This is a genomic window from Paenibacillus sp. sptzw28 (assembly GCF_019550795.1).
Taxonomy (GTDB): Bacteria; Bacillota; Bacilli; order Paenibacillales; family Paenibacillaceae; genus Paenibacillus_Z.
This window is the reverse complement of sequence record NZ_CP080545.1, coordinates 4,612,622-4,636,078: the sequence shown is the minus strand read 5'-3', so window position 1 is coordinate 4,636,078 and position 23,457 is coordinate 4,612,622. Positions and strand designations below refer to the sequence as shown.

Genomic DNA, 23,457 nt, shown 5'->3' with positions numbered 1-23,457 from the left:
GCATGCCATACTGGGGCCATGCCGAAGAGAGGTTTTATGCCTGAAGCGGTATAGGGTCAACAGATAAAAAAGGCGATCCGCCTGATCCGGGGCGGCAATGACGGGAGGTCCTTATGCATACACCGAAAGGGGAATATTCATTCTCTACATGCTGGAATATAAAGCGTCATACCGAAGGACGTGCGATGGCGGAGGAAATCCGTTCGCTAGGATTCCGGCAAGTGGAGCTCAACTATAACGTAACGAAGGAAATGCTGACGACGATCGAACCGATGATCGAACGGGGGGAGATCGGCGTTTCGAGCGTGCACAATACCTTTCCGCATACTCCGGATCCCGATTACGGTACGGATTCCGTACTGCTTGGCTTTGACGACGAAGAGAAGCGGGTCCGTGCGATCGAGCTTCTGCTGCAGTCGGCGGAATATGCGCACCGTTACGGGGCGAAGGCGGTCGTGGTTCATCCGGGAGAGGTTCCTTTCCCCTGCAACATCGACCAGCAGCTGAAAGGCATCTATAACGAGCAGGGTCCGGATTCCCCAGCGTATACACAGCTTTGGCGGGAAATGCTGGACCGGCGCGAATCGCTCAGCGGACAGTATTTGCGCCGAATCGGAGACAGTCTTGAAGAAGTGTGCGAGCGCTCGGCAGCCAAAGGCTATGACGTAGCGTTCGGTATTGAAACCCGCTCGCGGTGCTACCAGATGCCGACATTGCAGGAGGCGAAAACGGTTATCAACCGTTTGAAGGGCGCGCCGGTTTATTTGTGGTACGATATCGGCCACGGCATGATGATGGACCGGATGGGCTTGTACGATAATGCCAAGGAAGCCGGCGAGATGATCGATGATATCATCGGTGTGCATATCCATGAGACGATAGGCTTGTCCGACCATTGGTGCCCCTATGTGAATAGCAAGGACATGTCGTTCTTCGACCGTTTTCTCGCTATTATCGACAGGGCGAGGGTCAAGGTGTACGAGCTCAAATCGGCCTGCACGCCGGAGGAAATTGAGGAAAGCCATGCGCTCATAACGGGTAAAATCTCCGCACTAAAGAACAAATCGGGCGAAGGGCAGGGACAATAATGTCTGAGTATCGGAGGCTTGTATCATTAAACGACGCTCTGGTGCAGGCCGGTATGGCCGGCCAGGTGCTGGGAAGGGACAGCCGGTACTACGGCGGCGTCGTTGACCCGCAGAACGGTATCGCATGGCCCAACCATAACGGCGGTACGCCGGATACGATGGCGATATGGACCGCTGCGTTGGTCAATCCAGATTCGGCGTACTATCACGATAAGGAACTGCTTGAACGGTTAAGCCTCGCTTCGGATTATATGCTGCGCTTCCAGCACGGCGACGGGACGATATCCCCCGGGTGGACGAATTATCATTCGCCGCCGGATACGGCATTTGTGATTGTCGGTTATTCGCAGCTCTATCAGCTGCTTGCAGCCGACGGATGGGCACCGCTGGGACCTGTAATCGCGAAGATGCGGCTGTTTCTGGAACGGTCGATTCCGGCCATGCTCACGGGAGGCTGCCACACGCCGAATCATCGATGGGTTCTTTGCGCGGCGCTCGGGTATATTCACCAGCTGTTCGGCATTGAGGAAGCGGCGCGGCGGGCGGAGCAGTGGCTTGCCGAGGGTATGGACTGCACACCGGACGGCGAGTGGACCGAACGCAGCAACGGCATCTACAACGCAGTCAGCGACATCATGCTGATTCATGCCGCGAGATTATTGAACAGGCCTCAGCTGCTGGAGCCGGTGCGGGCCAATTTACGGATGATGGTTTATCTCGTCCATCCGTCCGGAGAGGTAGTTACGGATTATTCCGGTCGTCAGGATTTCGGTCATGTACACAGTCTGGCAGGCTACTTTCCGGCTTATACGATTATGGCGCATCTGGACCGCGATCCGCTGTTCGCCGCCATGGCGGCTTGGGCCGGCGGGTTTCTGAAGCATCCCGGAGGCCTACCGAATAATGCGCTTCTCGGATATTTGCTCGATCCGTCACTGCGGGATCCCGGGGTAAGCCCGGCTGAGCTCCCGACGCATTACCGGAAGATGATTAACGGATCATTCCTGCGCGCCGATTACTTGAAGGAAATCGAGGCGGCAGGACATGGGGGCCGGATTAAACACAGCCGGCTGCATACCGATTTCGGCTCGCAGGTTGCGCGGCAGCGCAGCGGCAATACAAGCGTGACGATCATGACGGAGACGTCTTCCTTCTTCGCGCTTCGCCACGGCAGCACTCGCCTGCTGGCCGTACAAATCGCTTCGTATTTCGAACCGGGATTCGTCCCGATGACGCATATGGAGCCGCTGGATAACGGGTATCGGCTGACGGCCGTCCAGGAGAAAGGCTACTACGGTCCTGTGCCGGGGCACTTGCTTCCTGAAGCCGCGAAGCAGCCTGTCAGTCCGTGGTACCTTCTCCCGCATCATCAGCGTCCGCTTACCCACAGTCAGAAGCATACCGTCGAGGCGGATATAACAGAGTCTTCTGACGGCTGGAAGCTTCGGGTCCGTTCTGACGAGCCTGCCGAAGTGATGACCCAGATCTCTCTTGTGTTCGGCGGCGAGGGCGAAATTATTGCAGACGGGTTAAAGCCGGCAGGAGAGAATGCATCCTTCTGGACGGGTGGAGCGGTCCGATATATAACGGAAAGCGATTGGCTGGAGGTTACAGGCGGGGATCACGAGCACTTGGCATCTTCAGTACGGGGCGCTTCGTATCCGGCCGGCTGCCGTACGCTTCTGGTCAACGTTATGACGCCGTTCGAGAAGGAAATCTTCATACGTTTGTCACCTGCTGTCACAGATTTATAGCATTAACCGGATTGAACGCTGCCGGATGTCTGCGGTGCGGGGAGGATTACCTGCAGCGCTTGCTTTCCGGCCGAACATGGAGGTATGAGAATGACGGAATATATCGAGCCGCGCGAAAGCGCCGGCTATTGGATGGGTAAAGACGACAAACAAATTCTTACCGTGCTTGCCAATCGGTACATCGGAGCCAACCCGGAGACGCCTTATGCACTCCGGGCTTTCTCCGAGGCGGGCATATTGCAGACGAAAGAAGGCTATTACGATATCGATCTGTCTGCAAAGCTGCCTGCGGCGAAAGCCGGCGAGTACGCTTATGCCTTCGCACTTGTGTGGAGCGACGGGGAACGGTCGATCGACAGCGGCCTTAAACCGTTCAGCCCGGTAAGGCTGTATCTCAATGAAAAGCTCTGTTACCGCTCAAGCGTCATGGATGAACTGAATCCGGCCGCAAAAGCGGTCATTCCGCTAACTTTGGATAAAGGGTGGAATACCCTGCTTATCGAGACGCGCAAGACGGAAGCTGGCTTCGGGTGCCTGTTCGGCGCGGAGGAAGCGAAGGTTCGCATCCTGAACGTTCTCTCACCCTTCGCGGACCGTGCGGGCGCGGCCGGCTGGATCTTCTCCGAGCCTGCAGCGGAACCGGTTTACGGAGAGAACGGTTCGTTCCCGGATTACAGATCCCCGGAATCGGACAATGGATCAGGAATCAAGTGGCTTCCCCGGCTAAGCTGGGATGAAGAGGAAGCCGCGAAGCCGAACTGTGAACGGATCTTCGGTTTGCCGGGAACCCCTGCAGCGGCATACGCCTGGTCCGCACTGCAGCTTCCGGCAGTTGACGGCACGGCAGTTTGGGAAGGAAGAGTCCACGGCGTCACGACGATATGGCTGGACGGCAAACAGATCATTGAGCTTACTGAAGCGGGAAGCTTCCGCCGGGAGCTTCCGGTCACTCCGGGCAGAAGCAGCGTGCTTGTCCGGACGGTCGGCGGAGCGAGCGGTTGGGGCTTCGAGCTCGCGGTTAGCGCTGCGGGCGGGAAAGTACGGTTCGAGCAGCCCATTCCGGTACATGGAACGGATCAGCCATGGCTGTATGCTGGACCGCTCTTGCCGGCGTATGACCTGCCCGATCCCGTACGGATACAATCTGTTAAGCGTTTATTCGACAAGGTCGACGGCGAAGGGAAGCCTGACGGGCAAACCTACTGGACGCTCGACGGCCCGCTCCTGAATGTACGGCCTTATTATGAGAATGCAATGCTGAGCAACAAATGGACCACCGGTTCTTCGACGAATTTCGCCCGCTGGGATTACCCGCTGGGCGTCACGATTTACGGTCTTCTCCAAGCTGCACGTGCCCTCGGACGCGACGATATTGCTGGGTATGCGCGCAATCATGTCGCGAGCTGTACGGACATGTACAGCTATTCGCTTTGGGACCGGGAGCGGTATGGTTTTCCATCTCTTAACCAGCAGCTTGTGCTGATGAAAATGCTCGATAACTGCGGGTCTTTCGGTTCAGCCATGCTGGAGACTTACCTTGAATTCCAAGACGAAAGCTTCCTGCCCGTTGCGGACGTCATCGCCGATTTCATGGCAAACAGACTGGAACGGAGACCGGACGGCGCTTATTACCGTCTCTGTATAGGCGAATATTCAGCCGATACGATTTGGGCGGACGACCTGTACATGAGTACGCCGTTTCTAGCGAGGTATTACAAAACAACCGGCGAACGCCAATATATCGACGATGCGGCAAAACAGTTCCTCCTGTTCCGCAATTATTTGTTTATTCCCGAGTGGGGCGTTATGTCACATGTGTTCGATTTCAAGTACGGCAAAGCAACGCGAATCCCTTGGGGAAGGGGCAACGGCTGGTGCCTGTTCTCGCTTTCGGAGCTGCTTGAAAGCTTGCCCGGGGATCATCCGGACAGACCTGCACTTCTGTCGTTCTTCCGGGAGATGTGCGCCGGAGTCGCCGCGCTGCAGGGAGAATCGGGTCTGTGGCGGCAGGTCCTTACAGAGCCGGATGCTTATGAAGAGGCATCGTGTACGGCGATGTTCGCATACGCTTTTGCCAGAGGCGTCCGATTCGGATGGCTGGAGGAGCCGGAGAAATACGGCGCCGCAGCCTTGAAAGCATGGCGGGGATTGACTTCCAAAGCGATCGACCGTCAAGGGAATGTGTACGGAGTCTGCAGCGGGTCACGGTATTCGTACTCCCCGGATTATTACAAATACGATCTGACCACCGTGCTTAACGACAATCACGGCATCGGTATTATGATGCTCGCCGGGGTTGAAGCGGAGAAGCTGCAATCGTTTTTGAAGAACACCCTTATACCCTCCCGCTAGATAACCGGAGGCTTGGAGGCCGCCCGAAACTTAATGTTTCGGGCGGCCTTTGCTGTATTCTGGACAACATCGGCGGGAATCATGAGGATCGCAATAACGGAAGTGCGGCATTAATTTGTGCACAAGGGATTGCAATTTAAAACTGTAACCATTATAATTACAGTATTACAAGAACGCATTACGCGGCATACAATGAGTCATTAGTGAAGAATGCGGCAGGTGGCTGTTAGGGTTGCTTCGAATATTGTGTCTATAATTTTGATTAGGCGGTGGTAATTGTGATGAAATTTGAAATCGGCGAATGGGTGCAGGGAAATACTAATCAAGGAGAATTGGTGCACGGTTTTATCGAATCCGTTGATTTATTGCAGGGCACCGTGGCCATATACGTTGTTGCATCGGATAATGAGACTGCGGTTGGAAAAAAAGTCGAAATACGGGAGCAATCGGTGAAGAAGCTGCCCGTGACTTCACTAGTCAACAAGCAGCAGATTGAAAGTCTGATCGATATCGCTCTATCCGTCAGAGACGAAGCCTGGTTTACGGAATTAACTCTGAAATTAAACGCTATTCCTCAAGACTCTACCCGAAGCGGAGAGCCTAATATCATTACTTCACCGAATACAAATCGGTTGGGTTTTCTTGGATAAGATCATGAAATTAGTATAAAGCGGCAGGCGCCACGGCTTGCCGCTTTGTCTTTGTCATAAATAAGTTAGCGTTCGATGCTTGCATTGTTCAAAAAATAATTGAAAGCCTATATTAGCTCGGTGTAGTTTATTACCCATACCACATAAGAGCATCGTACATAACTTGTCAGAGGTAAACCATTTTCAGTTTAATGTCTATTGAACGAGAACTTATGCAAAGGAATGAGATTAATGAAGAAAAACCGGAAGAAAGCCAATGTGAAACAGGCAATGTTTCCATTAGGCGGTAACTCTCAGGAAATGTTCACACCTGCAGAGCAAGCGGCACCTCCGTTTATCAATCAAGGGGTACCCGGTATTTTCGGTTCTCAAACCTCGGTGCCTGCTCCTTCAAATTGGCTTGGAGGTCTCGATGGATTCATATCTTCCATGGGCAAGATTCAAAAATTGTTCGGTATATTCCAGCAAATCACTCCTATGTTCAAGCTCTTCGGCTCTCTCATGGGACCAAAAGCGACCATAACAAGCGTATCCGGCAAAAAAAGAAGAACGAGGGCCGGAAAAACGCATAAATCAAGGACTTCAGCAGCATCGCGCCGGGTGAGCAAGTAAATAGGCCCGGAACAATTATTGACGTTTCGCTTATAAAAAGCCGGCTTCCAGCATCACTTCGGGAGACCGGTATTTTGTTTTTGGTATCATTCTCAGTGGAAGTGAATCAGCTTATTTCATTACCGGTATTACCGCTATATCTGTGCGAGTGGGGAATCATGCCGTCAACGGTAGTAGACCCTTCAAAGTAATGAATGTGTCCGACGTCTTGCAATGGAATGGCGGGTCCGGTAGTTCCTCTAATCGTATGAGTGTGACCATCGTCAAATGACGTTACGGTAGAGTAGCCGTGGACATGGGGGACTCCCGAGGGTGCAGGTTCCGTAGTGCCGGCGTATTGATGCCGATGTCCGACATCAAACGAAGTCACGCCGGCAAATTGATGTACATGAACGGGTCTTCCATTCCAAGTCGTAATATATAAGACGTGGGAATGATCGGAGCCTGATTGTTCATTATGAAAAACAAAACCTGTAACAGGTATTTCCACAGGTAGCTTCACTCCTTAAATTTATCCTCCTTATGTTTATGAATGCAATTTGCAAAAGGGTGCGGATCATACCAAACTCGGCAGCGCGTAATGAAAATTCGCTTAAGCATATAGAAGGAAGAACCTGGCATTTTGTCGAATGATTATCTTCAGCAGATACCAGCCAATTACAGAAACCCGAGGAGAAAGATTATGATCGACAAAGTCATACGCATCTTCAACATCATAAACGCCATCCAGGCGAATCCGGGTATCTCCGCCGCTGACCTTGCTTTCAAATGCGACGTTAACATCCGGACCATATACAGGGATCTGGATACTCTGAACCACATCGCTCCCGTCACGAATGAAGGCAGAGGCACCGGATACCGGTTTATGGGTAAATTTTTTATGTATCCGCTCAATTTCTCCGAACAGGAAGCCCTCGCGTTCTCACTGCTTCCGTCCGTACTCGATAATGACAAGCTGCCGCCCGGATTTCAGACGGCATATGATAAAGTAATGGCAACTCACCTTAAGGAGAAATCCCGCCAGAACAGCATCATCGAGGATATCGCCGGCATTATTCAGATGGGTACACCGGCTTACCGCAAGGAAAGCCCTAACTTTCTGCAGCCGATTATCCAGTCTATTCTCGAGCAAAGGACGATCGATACAGTCTACCATACCCAGTCCCGCAACGAGACGACGGAGCGGAAGATTGATCCATACTACCTCGTGCCGCGCGACCAACGGTTCTATCTCATCGGCTACTGCCATTTGAAGCAGGGAATCCGGACGTTCCGGATCAGCCGTTTTCTAAGGGCTGATCTGACTGCCGAGACTTTCGACAAGGGCGATTTCAACATTAAGAGGCACTTGAAGAACACCTGGTCCATTGAGCAGGGCGATAAGAATATTACCTTTAAAGTCCGGTTTAGCGCCGAGGTTGCCAGATACATAAAAGAAGAGGAGCTCTTTGTTCACCCGCGTATGAAGGACCAGAAGGACGGCAGCATGATTTTCGAGGTGACCGTAAACAACGAGAAAGAGTTCATCAGGTGGATCCTGCAGTATGGACCCGCGGCGGAAATATTGGAGCCCAAATCCATCCGGGAAGCTTTAAAAAAGCAGTTAAGCGAATGGACGCTGATGTACCAATAAGGACGGAAACAGAGAGGCCCTTTGTGTGAAGGGCCTTTTTGGCATTATTCCCGAAATACGAACAAACATTCGCTGACGTACTTGTGTCGTGTCCTAACACCATAATGAGGGACAGAAGCAGCAATCGACGTGCAAAGCAAAGACAAATATAAAATATGAGGTGAATGTTATGAAACTGATCTTGACTAAGTATGCTTTCGACCGCTACTGCGAGGGGAGTAATACGAAAGATATGGATTACTGCGGCTTTCAGGACCATCTCGAGAAAGAAGCCGGAGAAGAATTGCATTTCCTCGATTGGAAGGGGAAATCGGCAGTCTATGTGCACCAAGCTTATTGGTGTTACGAGTTGGATGCGGCGAAGCAGGTAATGACCTTGACAACATGTCTTGGTATCCTGGCATTTATCGGTATTGGGAAGTCGGGGAGTCTGGAAACAGCAAGGAGCAGCCGTCACTCAAGAACCTTTGTCTCTTAAATCGCTGCCGGAATTCAATCGCTGAAGAGCCGTACAGGCACGCATAGGCCACCGCCCACATACAATGTAGAACAGTCTTCATTGTCAGCGCAGGGATAAGGAATGTCTTTCGCACCTGCGTCAAATCAGCATGGAGGTGGCTTTAACGATGCCTGGATTGTTTGCGGCGATTGCACTATTTGTTAAACAGCTGTCCCTTCTCGTTTCGTACGTCAAAAACAACGCGTTCCCGCAGCCGCTTCATGAAGAAGAAGAAATCAAGCACTTGCAACTGATGGCGGACGGCAATCAGCATTCCCGAAACCTGCTTATTGAGCATAACCTGCGCCTTGTGGCGCATATCGTCAAGAAATTCGATAATACCGGTGAAGATCTCGAAGACCTGATCTCGATCGGGACGATCGGACTGATCAAAGCGATCGAGAGCTTTCAGCCGAATAAAGGAACCAAGCTCGCGACGTTCGCCGCCCGCTGTATAGAGAACGAAATACTTATGCACCTTCGGTCATTGAAAAAGACCCGCAAGGACGTATCGCTGCACGACCCGATCGGGACCGATAAGGAAGGCAATGAAATTACCCTTATCGATATCCTGGGTACGGATGCGGACGATGTTGCCGAGAAGGTGCAGCTGAAAATTGAAAAAAGCAAAATTTATAAAAATTTGGATATTCTCGATGACCGCGAGAAGGAAGTTGTGGTTGGAAGGTTCGGGCTGGAGCATGGCGGGGAAGAGCGTACGCAGCGGGAAATCGCGAAGGAGCTCGGTATCTCGCGCTCGTATGTGTCGAGGATCGAGAAAAGGGCGTTAATGAAGCTGTACCATGAGTTTTATAAGGTGAAGAAGTGAATAATAAGAAGCTGATTTCGGTAGACACACCGAAGTCAGCTTTTTTGGTATGTTATAATTTCAGTTATAAATGATACTATAATTCTTTCTCATCGGGAGAATGGGCAGAAAATATAGCTACATTGAAACCGGTGGTTGAAAAACTAGGTGTAGTTGGAGTTAGATGAGATGGTTGGATGAAAAGGAGAAAACGGATCGATATTAAATACAATGAAGATCTAAAACCAGTAGTAAGTGAGATTAAAACTCTGCTTGGCGGTTCAAAGACAAAGGTAACCTTGTTTTCTAGGTTAATGCTAATTGAAAACATTTATGCTGAAACGGAGAAGTATAAGAATGTAATTAACATTCTTACGGATAAGAATGCAGATTTCAAAGAATATCTTTTTAGCCCCCTAATGAATTTGGACAGTACACCTCTTACTCCGATACAATGAGATTGAGGCGGAGGGGAACGAAATGAAGAAGAAGCAATATGACCTGAATTTCAAGAAGATGGTCGTGGCCAAAGGGAAAGAGATTGGCAACATGACAGCTGTAGCTAGGCAACATGAACTGGATCCAAAGATGGTGCTTCGTTGGGCTAGGGAATCGCAAAGACCTCGATCAACTGGATGAGACAAGCGTGAAACAATCGAAGTTCGTTCCGACAGCCGAAGATTATGCACAACTGGAAAGAGAGAATGAAAAACTGAAGAAACTCTTTGCCGAGCAAGCCCTAGAGAGGGATATTCTCAAAGACCTACTAAAAAAAACGAACCCGCACTTGCGGATAAAATAGCGATTGCCCAGAAGTATATAACAAGTGGACACAGCGTGAGCTTCGTCCTTCGTGTGCTGGAAGTGGAGCGATCCACCTACTACGCCTTTGTAAACCGGGAACAGCAAACAGTGATGGCAGCAACTCTTCACAACATCGGTCGTCCCGTACCTGGCCTCTCATACACACACGATGGGGAATCCGGTCAGTGACGAGCAAATTTGCGAATGGCTCATGGAATGTTTAGCTGGCGAAGGCGCGTCGTATGGCTACCGGAAGCTCACTGTGCTGCTCAGAAGACGATATCGGCTACGGATTAATAAGAAGAAGGTTTACCGTCTTTGTAAGCGAATGGATGTTCTTCGTCCGCAGCGACAGCTAAAGATCAAATACCCCAAACGTCTGGCGAACAATCGCGTCATTACAGGCTCCAATCAACTCTGGGAAACGGATACTAAGTATGGTTGGATTCATGGCGAACAGCGATTTTTCTTCTTAATGAGCATCCTGGATGTGTTTGATCGTGCCATTATCGCTTATCATATCGGTTTAACCTGTGAAGCAGCTCATCTCATTCAGATTACGCAGGAAGCGCTAATGAAGCGTCAGCGCTTTGATAAAACGGATAGGCCGGTCATTCGATCCGATAATGGTCCCCAATTTATTAGCCACCGATTTGAAGAGGCTTGTGTTACGTTCGAGATGATTCACGAGCGCATACCGCCCAAAACGCCGAATAAGAATGCTCACATTGAATCGTTTCATTCCATATTGGAAGCGGAGTGCTATCGACGACATGAATTTGAGACGTATCCGCAGGCGTATGACGTCGTCAGCCAGTTTATTCAAGATTACAATTACATTCGAATCCATGGCAGTATCTATGATCTGTCTCCGTACTAGGGTCATTCCGTTATACGGGATTCTTCTCGGTTCAAGTCCTTAATAATCTGCTTATTGGTAATGCATTCTTATTGATTGCAGCCGTTGGGATTACCTTTGTTATTATTTCGGGCGGGATCGACTTATCCATCGGTTCGGTCATTGCTCTTACGACAATGGTGTCAGCAAGTGTGAACGAAAGTGGGTACAGCGAAGCTAGTAAAATAAGATAATCGCCCGACAACTATTTCGTCAAATATCGCTGCTAATCTTTCAAAAAGGAGGGTGAGCGGCGTTTTTTTTGTTTTTAACCTATGCTTATGCTAAGAATGGTTAATCCCAAAAAGTCTCCGTTATAATCATTACGCACACTGTCTGCATGGGGAGCATGGTTACTTCAACAAAGGGGAAACAAAGTGATTTTTCCCTCCCAGCAAAGTGGTATTGTCCCACACGATATTTCAAACGTATCCATTATGATAGAAGCAGCTTCACAGGAGAGCGCAAACAGTTGCTTCAGAAGATGTGTTTTACGACATTTAAGGGGGGCTTTAACATGGTTAAGAAGTGGATTGCAGCGGCGGTTAGTATTGGTTTGGTGTTTTCACTTGCTGCCTGTTCATCGCAGGCGGGACCGACAGGCAACGGTGGAGCGGCGGACCAAACGAACGAAGTGGCGAATACCGATAGCAGCCAGAGCACAGCAGCCAAGACAAAGATTAAGTACTGGACACCGGACCGCCATGACGCGGAGTTTATGAAGGCGAAGATTGATGCTTTCAACAAGACCAATACCGACAACATTGAAGTGGAAATGACTGTAATGGGAGATAACTATCCCCAGGCGGTGGATATTGCGTTTGCGAGCAAGCAGGCGCCAGATGTACTGCAAATCAATGATTTTTCCACCTATATTCAGAAGGGTTATCTGACTCCTATTACCTCTTACATGAGCGAGGAGATGAAGACAACCTTCAAGGACAGCCTGATCCAGAACAAAAACACGATCGGGGACGACATCTATTCCCTTCCCAACACGGGACAAACCTGGAGACTGATTTATAACAAGGATCTGTTCCAGCAGGCGGGAATTGCTTCCCCTCCGAAAACATTGGCTGAGCTGGTGGAGGACGCGAAGAAGCTTACCGAAGCGGGTAAAAGCTCCGGTGCCTACGGCTTCGCCAGCCCATTCAAGAGCGGCGGCGGTTTCTGGCGGGCCGCCAACACGATTGCCGGGGCCAGCATTAAAACGGGCACCGAAGGCTACAACTACCAGACCGGACAATTCGACTTTGGGATGTATAAGGACATTGCCGAAGCTCTTCGCCAAATGGATAAAGACGGCAGCATGCTTCCAGGGGTTGAGAGTCTGGATATTGATCCGCTGCGTGCCCAATTTGCCCAAGGGAAGATCGGCATGTACATCAATCACTCCGGCGAACCGGGTGTGTATAAAGACCAGTTTCCAACCAAGGTCAACTGGGCTGCTGCGACCGTCCCGACTCTCGACGGCACAATCAAGGGGGCACTTCAGGTTGTTGGCGGCTCCTATATTGGAATCAGTGCGGATTCAGAACACAAAGAAGCGGCCTGGAAGTTTATGGAGTATGTCTACAGTGTAGATTTTCAGAAGGAATACTATGAGAACGGATACGGCGTTTCCCTGATTCCGGCTGTGCTTAGCGGCGGAACGAAACCAAATATTCCAGGTATCGAAGGGTTTCTACCTAACAAATACGACGCCATTTACCCGGCCAACCCGAGTGCTGTTACGGAATCATCACTCGAAGGCATGAAATGGAGTGACACCTTCGCCAAATATGTGCTGACCGGCGGGAATCTGGATGCTATCATTCAGGATTTGAACAAACGCTATAACGATTCACTTGCCAAAGCGAGAGCTGCAGGCAAAACGAAAATTGAAGCAGACCCGGGTTTTGATGCGACGGCGCTTCTGGGAAAACTAGCAGGCGAATAGTACTGCTGTATGCGCCGGCGCGGACCGGCGCATCTTTTCTTTTATGCTCTGAGTTACTTTCCGAGGAGGACAATTTATGAGGAAACTGCATGCTTATGTTTTTATTTTTCCAAGCTTGTTTTTAACGCTGATCTTTAGTATTTATCCCTTGATGTGGGCACTGCGGTTCATGTTCTATGACTACCAGGGCTTCGGCACGCCCGTCTTTATCGGGCTGGACAATTTTGCGAGAGTTATGAGAGATGCCGAGTTCTGGAGCTCCGTCAAAAATACCGGCATCTATGCACTTGGCAAGCTGATTGTCACGATTCCGTTGTCCCTGCTGCTAGCGATTATTTTGAATCGCAGCCTGAAGGGCCGCACGTTCCTGCGGGCCGTCTATTATTTGCCCACGATTTTCAGCGCTTCAGTTATGTCAATCGTGTTCTTCATTATCTTCAATTCCTATAACGGCATTCTTAACCAGTTCCTGATCAAATACGATATTATTTCGCAGCCGATCAGCTGGCTTGGAGCCGATCATGCCATGCTGACGACGGTCATCATTGCCATTTGGGGCGCGGTAGGCAACTATATGCTGTTGTTTTTGGCTGGCCTGCAGGGGATTCCGGAAGATCTGTATGAAGCGGCCTCACTCGATGGAGCAGGTGAATACGAGAAGCTGCGTCATGTGACGATTCCTCTGCTTGGTCCTGTCATGCAGATGATTATTATGCTGGCGATCACGATTTCGCTCAAGGGTTATGAAAGCATCATGGTCCTCACCGGAGGCGGGCCATACGGAAAAACCGAGGTTATGTACCTTTATCTCTTCAAACTTTTATTCCCGATCTCCCCGGAATCTCAAACGCTGCAGCAGATCGGATACGGCAGCGCGGTCGGATTCACAACGGCTCTTATGGTAGGCGGGATAACGGTCATTTATTTCTTTGTATCGAGGAAGCTGAACAACATTTATTAAGCGGGCGGGGTGGGGAAGCATGAACCGAGTTGTAAGCGGCGGTGTGGTGTCGAAATCATGGCCTGCAGTGCTGGGCAGAGTTATTTTGTGGGTATTTCTGATTGTGACCGCTCTAGTCACACTATTTCCGATTATAATGGTTTTTCTAGGCTCGTTCAAAACCAATCTGGAGGTAACCGCAGGGGCAACACTGCTGCCCGAAAGCTGGCAGTTCGCTAACTATGCCAAAGCGTGGGAGACCGCCAATTTCTCCCGTTTTACCTTTAACAGTGTCTTTGTAAGCGTTACGGTTACGATTGGCATGCTGGTCGTCTCCTCCATGGCGGCTTATGCTGTGGACCGAGTCCAGTTTGCGGGAAAACGGATTTATATGGGGCTGCTGGCCTCTACACTGTTTATCTCAATTGGTGCGGTCGTGCTGCGTCCGCAGTATGATCTCATGGTCAGTCTGGGTTTGCAAAAATCGCTGCTCGGCGTCATCATCATCCTTATCAGTGCGCATGCAACGTGCTTTTTCATTATCATTGGTTTCTTTCGCGGTATTCCGAAGGACCTGGATGAAGCAGCCTATATAGACGGCTGCAATTTCTATTCGGTGTATTGGCGGATCGTGCTGCCGCTGCTTCGTCCGGCGCTGGCGGTAGCAGGACTTGGAGCCTTTCAGGGCTCGTGGAACGAATATATTTTGCCGCTGGTGTTTACGCTGAGCAATCCAAGTTTGCAAACCCTGCCGGTAGGGCTTGCCAATTTGCGCTACGGGATCGGAGCGGCGGCTGAAACTCAGCTGATGATGGCGGGAGCGTGCCTGTCCATATTACCGCTTCTGGTCGTGTATCTGTTCGCAAATAAATCATTTATGCAGGTTACAGTAGGCGCTGTAAAAGGATAGATAGGGCGATAATAATTGATTATAATGGTGGTCAGGGAGTGATTCTTCGTGAAACTCAATTATTATCAGCTATCTTTGAAGAAACGCATCCAAATATTGTATATTTTACTCACGATTTTATGTATTAGTGTAACGGGGATATGCTCGTACTGGTTCGCCTCTCAGGTTATGGAGAAAAATGCCCTGCTTTTGAAGCAGAACACGCTGGATAAATCGGTGCAGGTGCTCGATGAGCATCTGAGGCATATTATTGTCGCCTCCTATTCCCTGATGCTGAGCGAAACGTACAGCAGCGTCATGATGGATGTGAAAAACAACCGAACGGACCGCTACTACCAGGATCTGTCCCGGATTCAGACTCCTTTTGACCAGTTAAAGCTTGTGGAGCCGTCCATTGATGCTTCGATGCTCATTACCCCTATCGGGGATTTCTATTCCACCAATAACACACTATCCTATCCGAATACATTTATGGATTCGTACGGCTCCTTAATCGCAGACAATTCATGGAACACATACTGGATAGGCGCGCATGAGGACAAGCTGTTTCAGGGAAACAAACGGGTCCTTTCTTTGCTTTTGCGGCCGCTGAGAAATTCGCTCAACAACGACAACCTGCCGAACGTATTTATGAATGTAAATATCAATGAATTGTACATACAGGATATTATCGGGCAAAGTCTGACGAATAATCAGATTAAGATGTTCTTGCTCCAAAAGAACGGTTCGATGGTCGTCAATCCCTCGGCCCCTATGACGTTGTTTTACCAGGAGCCTGCCTTTCTGAATGAGATATCGGGCAGTTCCAAGGGGAATTTTAACTTTACCGACCAGCAGGGTACGGACATACTCGTCAATTATGCTAATCTTACGATGAACGAGGACTGGGTTCTGGTGAGCGTGCAGTCCAAGGCGGATTTGCTGCGGCCGATGCAGCAGATCAAATGGCTTGTTCTGGTTATTATGCTTGCCTGCATGCTGGTGGCGCTCGCATTTTCCCATCTGCTTGCCAAGGCTCTGCTGAAGCCCCTTAACAAGCTGCGGGGTCTGATGGTTCAGGTGGAGCACAGTGACCTGGAAGTCCGTTTCGCAAGCAAGTATGAAGATGAGGTAAGTGCGGTGGGGCATAAATTCAACCGGATGCTGAAGCAGATCAACACACTAATTGAGGAAGTGAAGGATTCGGAGCGGGAGAAGCGCAAATCCGAGGTAAAGGCGCTTCAGGCGCAGGTGGACCCGCATTTTCTGTACAACACGCTTAATACGATTTTCTGGAAAAGCGAGAGCGGCGAGAACAAGGATGTTAGCGAAATGATTGTGTCGCTCTCCCTGCTTTTTCGCCTGGGGCTTAACAACGGCAATGAAACGCTTTCACTGAAGCAGGAGCTGGAGCATGTGGAGCAGTACCTAGTGCTTCAGCAAAAATGCTACGAGGATCTGTTCACCTATTCGATTAGTGTGGAGGATCCTGCTTTGTACCAGGTGACAATGCTCAAAATTCTGCTGCAGCCGCTGGTGGAGAACTCCATTCTTCACGGGTTTCGGGATTTGCGCAGATGGGGACATATCCGAATTGAGGTTTCCCGCAGAGAGGACAAGCTTGTGCTTCAGGTGACGGATAACGGACACGGAATGGATGTGCGGCAGGTTAACCGACAGATTGAACAGCATCCTGTGACGTATGAGAGCTACGCACTCTCTAATATCAGAAGCCGGCTGCAGCTCTATTACGGGGAACAAGCTTCGATAAACTTTGAAAGCATTCCGGACCAAGAAACCACGGTGACCTTGATCATACCGCTTGTTTAAGGAGGAGGATGCCCAAATGGATAATCTGACGATGTGTGTGATGGATGATATCAAGGCGGTCGTGAAAGGAATCACTTCTACCATACTCTGGTCCGACTATAATATCGACATTATCGGAACCGCCAGCGATGGAGAGGAAGGACTGCGTCTAATCAGGGAGCAGAAGCCAAACATCGTGATCACTGATATCCGTATGCCCCAGCTGGACGGACTGGAGATGATCCGGCGCATGACGGCGGAGGAGCTTCCCACCAAGGTGATTTTCATGAGCGGTTATACGGACTTTCATTATGCACAAGAGGCCATTCGGCTGGGAGCTTTTGATTATCTGCTCAAGCCGTTTACCCAGCCGCAGATTCTGGAGGCCGTCATGAAAGTGAAGCAGGCGATTGAGCTTGAGCAGAGCAGGTCGAGCCGTATAATGGACCTGGAGAAAAAGATGAAGAAGAGCACTCCTTACCTGAGGCAGGATTATATCCGCAACCTGCTCCACTACACTGTAGATACGGATTCGCTTGAGGAACAGTGGCAGTTTCTTCAAATCGGCATGAAGCTCTCCCCGCTGATGGTGATGGTGATCGATATTGATTTCGGAGCGCATCAGCAGCCCTCAACCGGAGAACGGGAGATGGTGCGATTTGCTGTTCAAAATATTATGGAGGAGACCCTTTTTGCCCATACCGAGGGGGTTATGGTACGTGAAGAGAACAGCCAGCTGGTCGTTTTGTTCAATCCGCCCCCGTCCATTCCGCTGAGGGAGCTGCTGGAGCAGTGCCTCAAAAACGTGGAGCGGTACACGAGACATACGATATCCATTGGAGTAGGCACTGAAATAGCTCATCCTAGGTTAGTCAACGAATCCTACCAGCAGGCTGAAAAAGCGATCGCTTATAAATTTTATTCCGGGGGCAATTCGGTCATTTATTTCAACGGTTTAAGGAAGCTGAGTTCCACCGCTCCACGCTTTAAGCCGGATAAGGAAAAGGAACTGTTCTATGCGATTCGCTGCGGGAACAAAAGCCGAACGGATGAAATTCTTGACGCTATCTTCTTGGAATGGACGCTGAATCCCTACCCGCCGGAACCGGATATTATGGTGAATATGTTCTATGGGCTCGCTTTTGCTGTCTGCCGCATGCTGTCGGAGTCGATTGCGGAGGAGGAGCGGACCGAGCTTGAAACCAGTCTGGCCAAAGTGAAAGAGAACATGTCCTCTACCTATTACGGCTGGATGTATGATGTCAGCGAATTCTGCCATCGGGGCTGCGAGCTGATGGACAGCGGGCTAATGAAGGACAACGGACAGGTGATCACAAAGGCGAAAGAATATATCCACGAACACCTGCACACTAACTTTACCGTGAATGAATGCGCGAAGGCGGTGCACCTCAGCCCGAGCTATTTTGCTAACCTGTTCAAAAAGGAAACCGGGCTTACCATTGCGCAGTATAAAACGGCCAAGCGGATCGAGCGGGCCAAGGAACTGCTCATTGAAGGTATACAGGTACAGGAAATCGCGCTGATGCTGGGGTATGAAGACCGGCCTTATTTCAGCGAGTTGTTCAGAAAGCACAGCGGGATGACGCCTACAAGCTTCCGGCAGCTGTACATGGAAGAACAGGGGAGGGACTGCACCAAAACTAAAGCCGATCCGAGTTTTAGTTCAGTCCAAGTCCAAGGGGAACTGGCAGCGGATTAAACACTTTAAGGAGGAAACATAAAGATGATTATCCAAAATGAACTCATCGAACCTTATGTAATCGACGGTCATGCAACGCGAAAAATACTGGGCATGGGCGGTACGCTGATGATGGTGGAGGTCGTGTTTAAAAAGGGCGGCATAGGCACCGTCCACTCCCATGATAACCATGAGCAGATCAGTTATATTGCCAAAGGATGCTTCGAGGTTACGGTTGGCGGCGAAACGAAGGTGCTCCGGACGGGCGATAGCTTTTATGCGGGGTATCATGTCCCCCATGGAGTCGTAGCGCTGGAGGATTCTGTGATCGTCGATGTATTCAACCCTGTGCGCGAAGATTTTCTGGAGGCTCATAAGCTATGAAGGATTTTTACTTAAGCTCGGAAGAGCTTGCTGAAACCGCGCGCAAGTATGTATTGGAATACCCGGAGCATGCGGAAGCGGCTCTGCAAATTGCGGATCATGCCTGCCGCAATGAGTTCATTATTCCCTATACGAACGATCTCTCCACCTGGATTCCCATGGGAACCCCGGTCAATTGGCTGTACAATCCGAGCCGGGACCCGGAATTCACCTGGGGTATCAACCGCCACTGGCATATGCTCGATCTAGGCAAGGCTTATCTAATGAATGACAATGAGAAATACGTATCCGTATACATGGAGCATTTCCGTAGCTGGAGAGCACAAAATCCGGTTCCGCAAGGCATCACTTATGAGGAAGCGGTCTATTTCCAGCAGCTTGGACCGTGGCGCCTGCTGGAGAACGGACTGCGTGTTCAGTCTTGGATTACCGCCTATAAATATATGGAGGGCAGTCCGCAGCTTGCTGGAGAATTCCTGGGCGAGCTGAAGGAAGCGCTGGCCGAGCATGCGGAATATTTGACCCGTTATCTGGGCGATACGCATATCAATCATGCAATGATGCATATGCAGGGCCTGTTCATGATCGCGACCTTCTGCCCGGAGCATGAACGCGCACCGTACTGGAGACAGCTGGCTGTGGAACGGCTGGAGCTGTGCCTCGTTCACCAGATCGGCCCAGAGGGCATCCAGAGCGAGCTCACGACGCATTATCATGATGCGAGCATCGAGATGTTTGGCACGCCGTATTTGCTCGGACGGTTATCAGGGTATCCGTTCCCTGCTTCCTACGGGGAGCAGCTTGCTAGAATGGCTGCTTTTACAGAAGCGATGATCCGCCCTGACGGCCGTTCCACTCCGCTTGGCGACTCCAATCTGATCAGCCACGGACAGAACAATCTGGCACTGCTGGGCGCCATTCTGCAGCGGGAAGATCTTATCAGCCGCGGCAGTGTAAGCCCCGAGCTGCTCTGGATGTTCGGCACGGAGCAGTTTGACCGCTTCCGGGAGCTGCAAAACTCCAGCCGTCCCGACTTGTCAAGCATAGCGTTTCCGCAAACCGGCTACTATGTCATGAGAGACGCCAGGCAGTACGTATTCCTGGACGCGGCGGCAATGGGCGGAGCCCATGGGCATGCTGATGCGCTGGCCATGGAATGGGTGTGGAACAAGCAGCTGATCTTTGCCGACCCGGGGAGGTATACGTATGAAGAAGGACAGTGGCGGCATTATTTTAAAAGCACCCGCGCCCACACGACCGTGACCGTCGACTCTCTCGATCAGACGCCTTATTTGTCCACACAGGCCTGGGGCGAGCCAGAGGCGAAGGCGGCAGTGCACCGCTGGGAAAGCGGAGAGAGCTATCATTTCATCGATGCTTCGCATGACGGCTACATGAGGCTGGAATCCCCTGTTCTGCACCGCAGATGGCTGCTGGCCTCTACAGAGCTGCCGCTGCTGATGCTCGTGGATTGGCTGGAAACGGATGGCGGGCACGCAATTGAGCAGCGATTCCAACTGCTTCCGGAAGCAAAGGTTCAGGTTCTTTCCGGGGAAGGGGACTGTCCGCATACGCACCTGGATTATTCCGGAACAAGCATGGGCGTGGATTTGTACTGGAAAGCTGCCGGAAATCTAGAAGGCGGACTGGAGATCGCCCAGGAAACTGGCTGGATTTCGGAGATATACGGCTCCAAGGAGGAAGCGCCGGTCGTAAATGCCCGGCTATCCGTGCACGGAACGGCAGGTATTATGGCGGTATTTGTTCCCGCTGGCTATGCGGACCCTGAAACTCTGATTCTGAACGAAATGACCCTTGACCCGGATAACCGTGTGGCGGCGCTCTTGGGTGAATATGACGGAACCGCGTTCCGCATTACAATCAGCGGAGATGAAGTCGATTGCTCTTACAAGGGTAGAGGTGATTGAACAGCAGCCTTATTCCGGTATTCATACGGGGTAAGGTTGTTTTTTTGGCTACCAGACATTAGATTTCCTGCAGTAGATTCTCACTGCTTTTTTCGAGCAGCATCGGGTAAGCTAAATTATGGGCGGTCTGCAGCCGCTGGATCCATAGCAGAAGGTTGTGAAAACCTTCTTCGTCATTGGAAAAGGATAAGGAATTGCCGATCACGATACCACGAAAGTTTACGGCGCGTGCGACATGCGTTAGCTGGAACTAATCGCACGTGCTGTAACCCATCATCAATGGCTTCGACTGACAATCTCGACTATATTGCATTGCACCTTCGGGCTTATTTTACTGCCTATCAGTCTCTTAGCGGCCCTTCTCTTTTTATTCTCCGACACAGTCATTGCTTTGTTAAAGAAACAACCACTCATGATGACAGTAACCCTCCTAAGTCCAATTCTGCCCCTGTGCTTGTGGCTTGCAAGCGTTATGTATATCAATTTGAACGGCTAAGTATTCTGCCAATATCATAAGGGGGTGAGAAACACTTGATTCTTCAATATTTATCGGAAACTGAATATCTGGTTAAAGATGTATTTTGTTGCAAATGCGCCATTACACGACCTTGGGTAAACTGTATAGCACGAGGTGGACGGTGTACCCTACCGTCGGGATTATGAGTGTATAACTTTTATGCGGATGAATTGCCGTTTGCAAACGGCTATGCGATTTTCATGAATAGTTCGTGCGGCGACCGCGGCGACGCGGTCCTGTCCATTCTTAAGAAATGACAACGCTTTCTTAAGAATGTTGTCTTTCGGCCGTTTTACTCGGGTTTTTATAATAATGAGTAAGGAGGAAGGCACATGAATCTAAAAGTTGCGATTGCAAAAACGAACACAACCAAACAGTGGCCGCAATATTGGAAGCGCTTCAAGAAGCAGTGGCCGCTTCATCTGTTCGTAGGGATGGGAATGCTGTTCCTGCTGATCTTTGCTTACACGCCGATGTTCGGGATTATCATGGCTTTCAAAGAGTACAGGATTGTGACCGGCATCCGGGGAATCTTTACGAGCGAATGGGTGGGATTGCAGTATTTCCGGGAGTTCGTGACCGACTACCGTTTCGGCGAAATTGTCAGAAATACGCTCGTTCTCAGTTTGCTTAAAGTGTTGTTTACATTTCCTGCTCCCATCCTGCTCGCGATTCTGCTCAATGAAGTGAGGAAGATGGCCTTTAAACGGTTTGTGCAGACCGTCAGCTACTTGCCGCATTTTATCTCTTGGGTTGTCGTTGCCGGGCTCTCTTTTTCCTTCTTCTCGGCAGATGTGGGCATCGTAAACAAATTGCTGATGAAAATCGGTCTTATCCTCGAACCGCTCGATTTGACGACAAACCCCGATTATTTCTGGGGACTTGCCGTTGGCACCGCGATGTGGAAGGAAATGGGCTGGTGGTCGATCATCTTCATGGCCGCCATCGCAGGAATCAATCCAGCTCTGTATGAGGCCGCCCAAATCGATGGAGCGGGAAGACTGGCCCGAATCCGCCATATTACGCTTCCCGGCATCAAAGGGACAGTTGTCGTCGTGCTGATTCTGACGGTCGGCAGCATTCTGGGCGGCGGGTTGGTCGGTTCCAATTTCGAGCAGGCTTATTTGCTTGGCAACAGCATTAATAATTCCACCTCGGAAATCGTGCAAACGTACGCTTTCAAGGTCGGACTTGCCGATGGGAGATTTGCCTACGCTGCAGCAATCGATCTTATTCAATCCGTCATTTCCGTTACTCTCATCTTCCTCAGCAACTACGTAGCGAAGAGAACGTCGGGGTCAAGTTTATTCTAGGAACAGGGGGATCGGCCGTGCTGGCAAGGGCGAGACAAAAGGACTTGTTGTTCGACGCATTCATCTATACGATATTGTTCTGCATCATGCTGGTGATGTTGTACCCATTCTTCTATGTACTCATTATTTCCTTCAACAAAGGGACGGATTCGATGCTCGGCGACATTTATTTGTGGTCGCGGAGTTTTACGCTGGAGAACTATGCGATGTTTCTTAGCGATCCGAAGTGGTATAAGGCGCTGGTTGTCACCGTCATGAGAACCGTCATCGGTACGTTTCTCGGCGTTACGTTCACGTGCCTCGTTGCATACGGACTGTCGCACCGCGATCTGCTGTTTGGCAAAGTGTATTTTTCGGTCGTTATTTTCGCGATGTATTTTTCCGGCGGCTTGATTCCCTATTATGTCGTGCTGCGTTCTATCGGTTTGCTGAATACGTTCGGCGTCTACGTCGTTCCTTCTATGCTCAGCACCTTTTTCCTGCTGATCGCGGTTTCTTTCTTCCGCGAAATCCCGGCGGAATTGAAGGAGTCGGCTGTCATCGATGGGGCGAGTGAATTCAAAATCTTCTGGAGCATCGTCCTTCCTGTATCGCTGCCGCTGCTTGCGACCATGTCCTTGTTTCTTGGCGTCGGGCAATGGAACAGTTGGCTGGATTCCGCTTATTTCGTTCAGGAGGATTGGCTGCGAACATTAACCTTTCGAATGATCGAGATTATCAACAAAAGCAACATTCCGCGTGAAGCGCTTGGTGCCGGTGCCACTACGTCCGGCGTAACCAACTACTCTCTGCAGGTGACATCGATGGTGGTGTCAGTCGCTCCAATCGTCTGCGTCTATCCATTTCTGCAAAAATATTTTGTCCAGGGCATTATGCTCGGTTCGGTCAAAGGGTAATCGAGCTTATCCTTACTTCCGGTTAAGACGGCGTTCGTGGTTGCT

The 23,457-nt window shown here is 50.4% G+C and carries 23 protein-coding genes; 21 read left to right on the top strand and 2 right to left on the bottom strand.

The genetic code is table 11. The features are described from left to right. Positions 1–113: 113 nt before the first annotated feature. The 5 genes from KZ483_RS21255 to KZ483_RS21235 all read left to right on the top strand — a co-directional run bounded on the left by KZ483_RS21255 (position 114) and on the right by KZ483_RS21235 (position 6,456). Positions 114–1,088 carry a sugar phosphate isomerase/epimerase family protein gene (locus KZ483_RS21255; RefSeq protein WP_220349528.1) on the top strand — a complete coding sequence of 325 codons (975 nt, stop codon included), beginning with the start codon at positions 114–116 and terminating at the stop codon, positions 1,086–1,088. Further along, positions 1,088–2,842 carry a hypothetical protein gene (locus KZ483_RS21250; protein WP_220349527.1) on the top strand — a complete coding sequence of 585 codons (1,755 nt, stop codon included), beginning with the start codon at positions 1,088–1,090 and terminating at the stop codon, positions 2,840–2,842. Before KZ483_RS21255 ends, KZ483_RS21250 begins: the two co-directional genes overlap by 1 nt. 90 nt (positions 2,843–2,932) lie before the next feature. After that, on the top strand, positions 2,933–5,194 hold the full coding sequence (locus KZ483_RS21245) for a glycoside hydrolase family 88/105 protein (protein ID WP_220349526.1): 2,262 nt from the start codon (positions 2,933–2,935) through the stop codon (positions 5,192–5,194). Positions 5,195–5,475: 281 nt separating this feature from the next. Further along, positions 5,476–5,844 carry an IDEAL domain-containing protein gene (locus KZ483_RS21240; protein ID WP_258881766.1) on the top strand — a complete coding sequence of 123 codons (369 nt, stop codon included), beginning with the start codon at positions 5,476–5,478 and terminating at the stop codon, positions 5,842–5,844. Positions 5,845–6,075: 231 nt separating this feature from the next. Continuing rightward, positions 6,076–6,456, top strand: a complete 381-nt coding sequence (locus KZ483_RS21235) for a hypothetical protein (protein WP_220349524.1) — start codon at positions 6,076–6,078, stop codon at positions 6,454–6,456. A 106-nt stretch (positions 6,457–6,562) separates the two neighbouring features. Here KZ483_RS21235 and KZ483_RS21230 read toward each other — a convergent pair whose 3' ends face one another. After that, positions 6,563–6,946, bottom strand: a complete 384-nt coding sequence (locus tag KZ483_RS21230) for a YmaF family protein (protein ID WP_220353593.1) — start codon at positions 6,944–6,946, stop codon at positions 6,563–6,565. 192 nt (positions 6,947–7,138) lie between these two features. Here KZ483_RS21230 and KZ483_RS21225 point away from each other — a divergent pair, with 192 nt between their 5' ends. The 14 genes from KZ483_RS21225 to KZ483_RS21160 all read left to right on the top strand — a co-directional run bounded on the left by KZ483_RS21225 (position 7,139) and on the right by KZ483_RS21160 (position 20,686). Then, complete coding sequence (locus tag KZ483_RS21225) at positions 7,139–8,089, top strand: helix-turn-helix transcriptional regulator (protein ID WP_220349523.1); 951 nt, start codon at positions 7,139–7,141, stop codon at positions 8,087–8,089. A 169-nt stretch (positions 8,090–8,258) separates the two neighbouring features. Further along, positions 8,259–8,567, top strand: a complete 309-nt coding sequence (locus KZ483_RS21220; RefSeq protein ID WP_220349522.1) for a hypothetical protein — start codon at positions 8,259–8,261, stop codon at positions 8,565–8,567. 148 nt (positions 8,568–8,715) lie between these two features. Next, entirely contained in the window at positions 8,716–9,417 is a 702-nt protein-coding gene (gene sigK / locus KZ483_RS21215; RefSeq protein ID WP_220349521.1) for an RNA polymerase sporulation sigma factor SigK, read from the top strand. A 176-nt stretch (positions 9,418–9,593) separates the two neighbouring features. Further along, a complete protein-coding gene (locus tag KZ483_RS21210) occupies positions 9,594–9,854 on the top strand; it encodes a hypothetical protein (RefSeq protein WP_220349520.1) in 261 nt (86 codons plus the stop codon). 22 nt (positions 9,855–9,876) lie between these two features. Continuing rightward, positions 9,877–10,035, top strand: coding sequence for a hypothetical protein (locus tag KZ483_RS21205; RefSeq protein WP_220349519.1), 159 nt, complete (start codon positions 9,877–9,879; stop codon positions 10,033–10,035). A 7-nt stretch (positions 10,036–10,042) separates the two neighbouring features. After that, positions 10,043–10,198 carry a hypothetical protein gene (locus KZ483_RS21200; protein ID WP_220349518.1) on the top strand — a complete coding sequence of 52 codons (156 nt, stop codon included), beginning with the start codon at positions 10,043–10,045 and terminating at the stop codon, positions 10,196–10,198. Between the two features lie 171 nt (positions 10,199–10,369). Continuing rightward, a complete protein-coding gene (locus KZ483_RS21195) occupies positions 10,370–11,080 on the top strand; it encodes an IS3 family transposase (RefSeq protein ID WP_258881363.1) in 711 nt (236 codons plus the stop codon). Between the two features lie 535 nt (positions 11,081–11,615). Then, on the top strand, positions 11,616–13,037 hold the full coding sequence (locus KZ483_RS21190) for an ABC transporter substrate-binding protein (RefSeq protein ID WP_220349516.1): 1,422 nt from the start codon (positions 11,616–11,618) through the stop codon (positions 13,035–13,037). Between the two features lie 76 nt (positions 13,038–13,113). Next, entirely contained in the window at positions 13,114–13,998 is an 885-nt protein-coding gene (locus KZ483_RS21185; protein WP_220349515.1) for a carbohydrate ABC transporter permease, read from the top strand. Positions 13,999–14,017: 19 nt separating this feature from the next. Beyond that, positions 14,018–14,887 (top strand): carbohydrate ABC transporter permease, encoded by an 870-nt coding sequence (locus tag KZ483_RS21180; protein ID WP_220349514.1) that lies wholly within the window; start codon positions 14,018–14,020, stop codon positions 14,885–14,887. Between the two features lie 48 nt (positions 14,888–14,935). Continuing rightward, positions 14,936–16,696 (top strand): sensor histidine kinase, encoded by a 1,761-nt coding sequence (locus KZ483_RS21175; RefSeq protein WP_220349513.1) that lies wholly within the window; start codon positions 14,936–14,938, stop codon positions 16,694–16,696. 16 nt (positions 16,697–16,712) lie between these two features. Next, positions 16,713–18,395 (top strand): response regulator, encoded by a 1,683-nt coding sequence (locus KZ483_RS21170; RefSeq protein WP_220349512.1) that lies wholly within the window; start codon positions 16,713–16,715, stop codon positions 18,393–18,395. Between the two features lie 24 nt (positions 18,396–18,419). After that, on the top strand, positions 18,420–18,758 hold the full coding sequence (locus tag KZ483_RS21165; RefSeq protein ID WP_220349511.1) for a cupin domain-containing protein: 339 nt from the start codon (positions 18,420–18,422) through the stop codon (positions 18,756–18,758). After that, entirely contained in the window at positions 18,755–20,686 is a 1,932-nt protein-coding gene (locus KZ483_RS21160) for an alginate lyase family protein (RefSeq protein WP_220349510.1), read from the top strand. Before KZ483_RS21165 ends, KZ483_RS21160 begins: the two co-directional genes overlap by 4 nt. A gap of 58 nt (positions 20,687–20,744) precedes the next feature. On the opposite strand, the gene KZ483_RS21155 is transcribed toward KZ483_RS21160, so the two are convergent. Continuing rightward, a complete protein-coding gene (locus KZ483_RS21155) occupies positions 20,745–20,891 on the bottom strand; it encodes a hypothetical protein (RefSeq protein ID WP_220349509.1) in 147 nt (48 codons plus the stop codon). Positions 20,892–21,535: 644 nt separating this feature from the next. Here KZ483_RS21155 and KZ483_RS21150 point away from each other — a divergent pair. Beyond that, positions 21,536–22,516, top strand: a complete 981-nt coding sequence (locus KZ483_RS21150) for an ABC transporter permease (RefSeq protein WP_220349508.1) — start codon at positions 21,536–21,538, stop codon at positions 22,514–22,516. 20 nt (positions 22,517–22,536) lie between these two features. Further along, on the top strand, positions 22,537–23,412 hold the full coding sequence (locus KZ483_RS21145) for a carbohydrate ABC transporter permease (RefSeq protein WP_258881765.1): 876 nt from the start codon (positions 22,537–22,539) through the stop codon (positions 23,410–23,412). Positions 23,413–23,457: the final 45 nt, after the last annotated feature.